Here is a 5,778-nt window from a genome sequence, read left to right on the forward strand (position 1 = left end):
GGCCTCGACCGGGCGGCTGGCGACGGCGCTGGTCTGGGGTCTCGGGCTGCGGCTTGGGCACGGAGTGGGCGCACGATGCTGCGTTCGTGCACTGAGGGGCCAAGGATGCTGCGTTTGCTACGGGATCCCGTCGTGAACGCAGAAGCCTCTGCGCCCACAGCCCGCCATCGGTGGATCTTCAACCGCAGAACGGCTCCTGCGGTTGCAGATCCACCGATAGGACGCGCCAACGCAGAACGGTGCATCAAGAACGCAGAAACGAAGAACCTTGCGGCGAGGGCGGCCTCAGCCAGACCCCGAGACCCGGAGCTACCCCCAGGCACGCTGCCGGTCGAGGCCCTTGCGGAGGCTGCCCCCGGCGAGAGCCGAGGCAGCGCACCAGCAGGGTCACGACCGCCCCAGGCAGCGCACCACCAAGGTCACGACGACCGCAGCCAGCGCACCACCAAGGTCACGACGACCGCAGCCAGCGCACCAGCAAGGTCACGACCCCGGACGAGGCAGCCCCGGGGGCAGCTCAGATCCCGTCCGCCAGCCGGTAGTACGCCGCGTTCCAGCGCAGCTCCTGCAGGAAGCGGTGGGGGGTGGTGTCGGCGTCGATGTGCACGAGCTCGGTGCGCAGGATCTCGGAGAGGTCCCGGAAGGCCTCGATGCCGACGGCGGTGGTGAGGACGGTGTGGTGCGGTCCGCCCGACATGAGCCAGGCCTCGGCGGCCGTCGGGAGCGACGGGTGGGCCTGCCACACCGCGCACGCGACGGGGAGGTTCGGCAGGGGTGCGTCGGGCTCGACCAGCGTCACGTCGTTCGCGGTGAGCCGGAAGCGGTCGCCCAGGTCGGCCAGGCCGACCACGACCGCCTCGCCGGGGTCGGCGACGAAGCGCAGGCGCACCGGGTCCTCGCGGTTGCCCATGCTGAGTGAGTGCGCCTCGGCCGACGGTCGCTGCGAGCTGATCGTCGGGCACACCTCGAGCATGTGCGCACCCAGCGACTTCTGGTTGCCCGGCTCGAGGTGGTACGTGTAGTCCTCCATGAACGACGTGCCGCCGGGCAGCCCCGCCGTCATCGTCTTGGTGGTCCGCACGAGCACCGACGTCTTCCAGTCGCCCTCACCGCCGAAGCCGTAGCCGTCGGCCATGAGCCGCTGCACCGCGATCCCCGGCAGCTGGCGGAGCCCGCCGAGGTCCTCGAAGCTGGTCGTGAAGGCGCCGTAGCCGCCCTCCTCCAGGAAGCGCCGCAGCCCCACCTCGATCTGCGCGGCGTCGCGCAGCAGGTGGTGCCGATCGGCGCCGGCGTGCAGGTCGGGCGCGACGTCGTACAGGTCCTCGTACTCGGCGACCACCTTGTCGACCGCGCCCGGCTCCACCGCGTCGACGACGTCGACGAGGTCGTTGACGCCGAACGTGTTCACCGAGACGCCGAAGCGACGCTGCGCCTCGACCTTGTCGCCCTCGGTGACGGCGACGTCGCGCATGTTGTCGCCGAAGCGCGCGAGCCGCAGCGTGCGCACGTCCTGCGCTGCCGTGGCCGCGCGCACCCAGGTCGCGATCCGGGCGCCGACGGACGGGTCGCTCACGTGCCCCGCGACGGTCTTGCGCGCCACGCCCAGACGGGTCTGCACGAAGCCGAACTCGCGGTCGCCGTGCGCCGCCTGGTTGAGGTTCATGAAGTCCATGTCGATGGACTCCCACGGGATGTCGCGGTGCCACTGGGTGTGCAGGTGCAGGAACGGCTTCTGCAGCGCGTCGAGACCCTGGATCCACATCTTCGCCGGGGAGAAGGTGTGCATCCACCCGACCAGCCCGACGCACGCGTCGTCGGCGTTCGCCTCGAGCACGACCCGTCGGATCGCGTCGGCCGTCGTGAGCACCGGCTTCCAGACGACGGGCACGGGGATCCGGTCGTCGCCGTCGACCATGGCCGCGACCTCGCGCGACTGCGTCGCGACCTGCGCGAGCGTCTCGTCGCCGTAGAGGGCCTGGCTGCCGGTCAGGAACCAGACCTCGCGCGTCTGCTGCTGGGTGCTCATGCGGTGCTCTCCCTCAAGGCTCATTGGCCGTAGACGTTCTGGTAGCGGTCGAACAGGCTCGTCACCTGCTGCTCGGGGATCGGCACGGGCTCGCCGAGCTGGCGGGCCACGTGCACCGTGCGGGCGACGTCCTCGCACATGACGGCGGCCTTGACCGCGGCGCGGGCGTCCTTGCCGATGGTGAAGACGCCGTGGTTCTGCATGAGGACGGCCGGCGAGCGGCTGCCGCGCAGCGTCTCGACGATGCCCCGACCGATGGAGTCGTCGCCGATCAGGGCGAACGGCCCGACGGGGATCTCGCCCCCGAACTCGTCGGCCATCATCGTCAGCACGCAGGGGATGGGCTCGGCGCGCGACGCCCAGGCGGTCGCGTACGTGGAGTGGGTGTGCACCACGCCCCCCACGTGCGGCAGGTGCCGGTAGACGTACGCCTGCGCGGCCGTGTCGGAGCTGGGGGCGAGGTCGCCCTCCTTGACCTCGCCGTCGAGGTCGCAGAGCACCATGTTCTCGGGGGTGAGGTCGTCGTAGGAGACGCCGCTCGGCTTGATCACCATGAGGTCGTGCCCGGGCACCCGTGCCGACACGTTGCCGGCCGTCCAGACGACGAGCTCGTAGCGGGTGAGCTCCGCGTGCAGCGCGCTCACCTGGGCGCGCAGCGTCCGCAGCGTCTCGGTGACGTCGGCGGTCACGGTCATGAGGCGTCCTTCCTGGTCCGGCGACGCCGTACGGCGTCGCGCCGCACCGCACGCAGGCGGTGCATCACGTCGTTGCCGCCCCGGCCGAAGTGGTCGTGCAGCGCGGTGTACTCGGCGAACAGGGCGTCGTACGCGAGCGCCGACTCCTCGTCCGGGACGAACACACCGCGCTGCACGGACCCCATGGCCTTCGCGGCGGCGCGTATGTCCGCGTACGCGCCGGCCGCGACGGCGGCATGGAGAGCAGAGCCCAGGGCTGGGCCCTGCTCGGACCCGACGACGGACAGCGGCAGGCGCGTCACGTCGGCGTAGACCTGCATGAGCAGGTGGTTCTTCGACAGCCCGCCGGCCACCACGAGCTCCTCGACGGGGACGCCGGAGGAGGTGAAGGCCTCGATGATGGTGCGGGTGCCGAAGGCGGTCGCCTCGATGAGGGCGCGGTACACGTCCTCCGGCCGGGTCGCGAGGGTCTGGCCGACGACGAGACCCGAGAGCTCGTGGTCGACCAGCACGGAACGGTTGCCGCTGTGCCAGTCGAGCGCGACGAGCCCGTGCTCGCCGACCTCCTGCTCGGCGGCGAGGGCGGTGAGGTGCTCGTGCACGCTGCGGCCGGCGGCGGCCGCCTCCGCGTGGACGTACGGCGGCACGCCGTGCTCGACGAACCAGCCGAAGATGTCGCCGACGCCGCTCTGGCCGGCCTCGTAGCCCCAGCTGCCGGCGACGATGCCGCCGTCGACGACCCCGCACATCCCGGGCACCTCGCGCAGCACGCCGGCGCTCATCACGTGGCACGTGGAGGTGCCCATGATGGCCACCATCTGGCCGTGGTCCACGGCCTGCGCGGCCGGTGCGCTCACGTGCGCGTCGACGTTGCCGACGGCCACCGCGATGCCCTCGGGCAGCCCGGTCCAGGCGGCGGCGCGTGCGGACAGCGAGCCCGCGCGGTCGCCGAGCTGGCCGATCGGCTGCTCGACCTTGGTCTCGACGTAGTCGGCGAACGCAGGGTCGAGCGCTGCGAGGAAGTCGGCGGACGGGTAGGCACCGTCCTGCAGGACGCCCTTGTAGCCCGCCGAGCACGCGTTGCGCACGTACGTGCCGCACAGCTCCCAGACGATCCAGTCGGCCGCCTCGACCCACCGCTCGGTGCGGGCGTAGACGTCGGGGTCCTCCTCGAGCAGCTGCAGCCCCTTGGCCAGCTCCCACTCCGACGATAGAAGGCCGCCGTAGCGGGCGAGCCACGACTCCCCCCGCTGTGCGGCGAGCGCGTTGATGCGGTCGGCCTGCGCCTGGGCGGCGTGGTGCTTCCAGAGCTTGACGTAGGCGTGGGGGCGGTCGGCGTACCCGTCGACCTCGTTCAGCGGCGTGCCGTCGTGGAGCGTGGGCACCATCGTGCAGGCGGTGAAGTCGGTGGCGATGCCGATGACACGGCTCGGGTCGACCCCGGCGGCCTCGACGGCGGCAGGGACGGCGACCTGGAGCACCTCGCGGTAGTCCTGCGGCACCTGCAGCGCCCAGTCGGGCTCGAGCGCCACCTCCGCACCGCCGGTGAGGTCCGACGGCAGGCACCGCTCGAGGACCGCGTGCCGGTAGGGGTGCACGGCCGACCCCAGCTCGGCACCGTCGGACACGCGCACCACGAGGGCGCGACCGGACAGGGTGCCGTAGTCGACGCCGACGACGTAGGCGTCCTCGTGGTCGTGCTCGTGCTCGGTCATCGCGCTCCTCCGGAGGGCCGGTCGCGCGGGGCGCGCGGGGTGGTGCTGGCGCGGACCACGAGGGTCGGCTCCACCAGTCGGTCGACGTCCTCGGTCCCGCCGACGATGGCCGCGTGGAGCACGGCGATCGCCCGGCGGCCGACCTCGGGGAAGTCCTGGTGCACGGTCGTGAGCGGCGGGATCAGGTAGCCCGCCTCCGGCGAGTCGTCGAAGCCGACGACGCTGACGTCGTCCGGCACCGACAGACCCGACTCCTGGAGCGCGCGGAGCACCCCGATCGCCATCTGGTCGTTGGCGACGAACACGGCGTCGACGTCGCGCAGCACGGCGAGCTCGAGACCGAGCGCGTAGCCCCGCTCGGCCGTCCAGTCGCCCTCGAGCAGCGGCCCGGGCTGCAGCCCCGCCGTCGCGACGGTGTCGCTCCAGCCCTGGGCGCGCGCCTCGGCCTCGGTCCAGCCGTGCGGTCCGCTCACGTGGGCGATCCGGCGACGGCCGAGGTCGACGAGGTGCTGGGTGGCGATGACGGCGCCCCGGTGCTGATCGACGCCGACGGCGAACGTCGCGCGCGACAGGTCGCCCTCGACGACCACGAGCGGCACGCCCGGGTCGGACCGTCGCACGAGGTCGAGGGCCTCGTGCTGCGCAGCGATCATGACGATGCCCTCGACGGACTGGCGGCGCAGGTGGTCCACGGCGGCGGCGAGGCCGTCGGCGGTGATCGTCTTCAGCCCTACCGAACCGGCGAAGTAGCCGGCCTCGCGGGCTGCCTCCTCGACCGTGCGGTGGATGCTGTTCGGCCCGTACAGACCGGTCTCGGTGCTGATGATGCCGATGATCGACGAGCGGCGGGTGACGAGCGTGCGGGCGGCCGTGTTGGGCCGGTAGTCGAGCTCCTCGATCGCGGCGAGCACCCGCTGCCGGGTGGCCTCGCCGACGTGCGGGAGCCCGTTCACCACGCGCGAGACGGTCTGGTGCGAGACCCCGGCGAGCGCGGCCACGTCGGCCATCACGGGGGTGCGGGACTGGTCGGGCCTGACGGTCATGCCTGCCTCCTGGTGAAGAAGCGCTGCATGACGACGAACACCAGCAGGAGGACCCCGATCGAGATCTTGGTCCACCACGAGCTCAGCGTGCCGTCGAAGGAGATGAACGTCTGGATGGTCCCCAGCACGAGCACCCCGAGCAGCGACCCCAGCACCATCCCGCGTCCGCCGACGAGCAGCGTCCCGCCGATGACCACCGCGGCGATGGCGTCGAGCTCCATGCCGACCGCGTGCAGGCTGTACCCCGAGAGCATGTAGAGCGAGAACAGCAGCCCGGCCAGCGCCGAGCAGAAGCCGCT

The 5,778-nt window shown here is 72.1% G+C and carries 4 protein-coding genes and 1 pseudogene; all 5 read right to left on the bottom strand.

What is annotated here, in order from left to right:
* Nucleotides 1-517: 517 nt before the first annotated feature.
* Entirely contained in the window at nucleotides 518-2,026 is a 1,509-nt protein-coding gene (gene araA, locus A6Q79_RS14785; protein WP_289016669.1) for an L-arabinose isomerase, read from the bottom strand.
* Between the two features lie 20 nt (nucleotides 2,027-2,046).
* On the bottom strand, nucleotides 2,047-2,721 hold the full coding sequence (locus tag A6Q79_RS14790) for an L-ribulose-5-phosphate 4-epimerase (protein ID WP_067860448.1): 675 nt from the start codon (nucleotides 2,719-2,721) through the stop codon (nucleotides 2,047-2,049).
* Nucleotides 2,718-4,436: a ribulokinase gene (araB, locus tag A6Q79_RS14795; protein WP_286690205.1), complete on the bottom strand. Its 1,719-nt coding sequence runs from the start codon at nucleotides 4,434-4,436 to the stop codon at nucleotides 2,718-2,720. The genes A6Q79_RS14790 and araB overlap by 4 nt, the downstream gene beginning before the upstream one ends.
* A complete protein-coding gene (locus tag A6Q79_RS14800; RefSeq protein WP_067860452.1) occupies nucleotides 4,433-5,479 on the bottom strand; it encodes a LacI family DNA-binding transcriptional regulator in 1,047 nt (348 codons plus the stop codon). The genes araB and A6Q79_RS14800 overlap by 4 nt, the downstream gene beginning before the upstream one ends.
* Nucleotides 5,476-5,778: pseudogene (locus A6Q79_RS14805) on the bottom strand (sugar ABC transporter permease YjfF); the annotation flags it as partial. The pseudogene A6Q79_RS14805 and the gene A6Q79_RS14800, both read right to left, overlap by 4 nt.

Origin of the sequence: Aeromicrobium sp. REDSEA-S32_B7 (assembly GCF_001626145.1) — a bacterium.
Taxonomy (GTDB): domain Bacteria; phylum Actinomycetota; class Actinomycetes; order Propionibacteriales; family Nocardioidaceae; genus Aeromicrobium; species Aeromicrobium erythreum.

Coding starts and splice junctions, on each gene's coding strand:
- A6Q79_RS14800 (WP_067860452.1), bottom strand. CDS start 5,479: ATGACCGTCAGGCCCGACCAGTCCCGCACCCCCGTGATGGCCGACGTG.
- araA (WP_289016669.1), bottom strand. CDS start 2,026: ATGAGCACCCAGCAGCAGACGCGCGAGGTCTGGTTCCTGACCGGCAGC.
- A6Q79_RS14790 (WP_067860448.1), bottom strand. CDS start 2,721: ATGACCGTGACCGCCGACGTCACCGAGACGCTGCGGACGCTGCGCGCC.
- araB (WP_286690205.1), bottom strand. CDS start 4,436: ATGACCGAGCACGAGCACGACCACGAGGACGCCTACGTCGTCGGCGTC.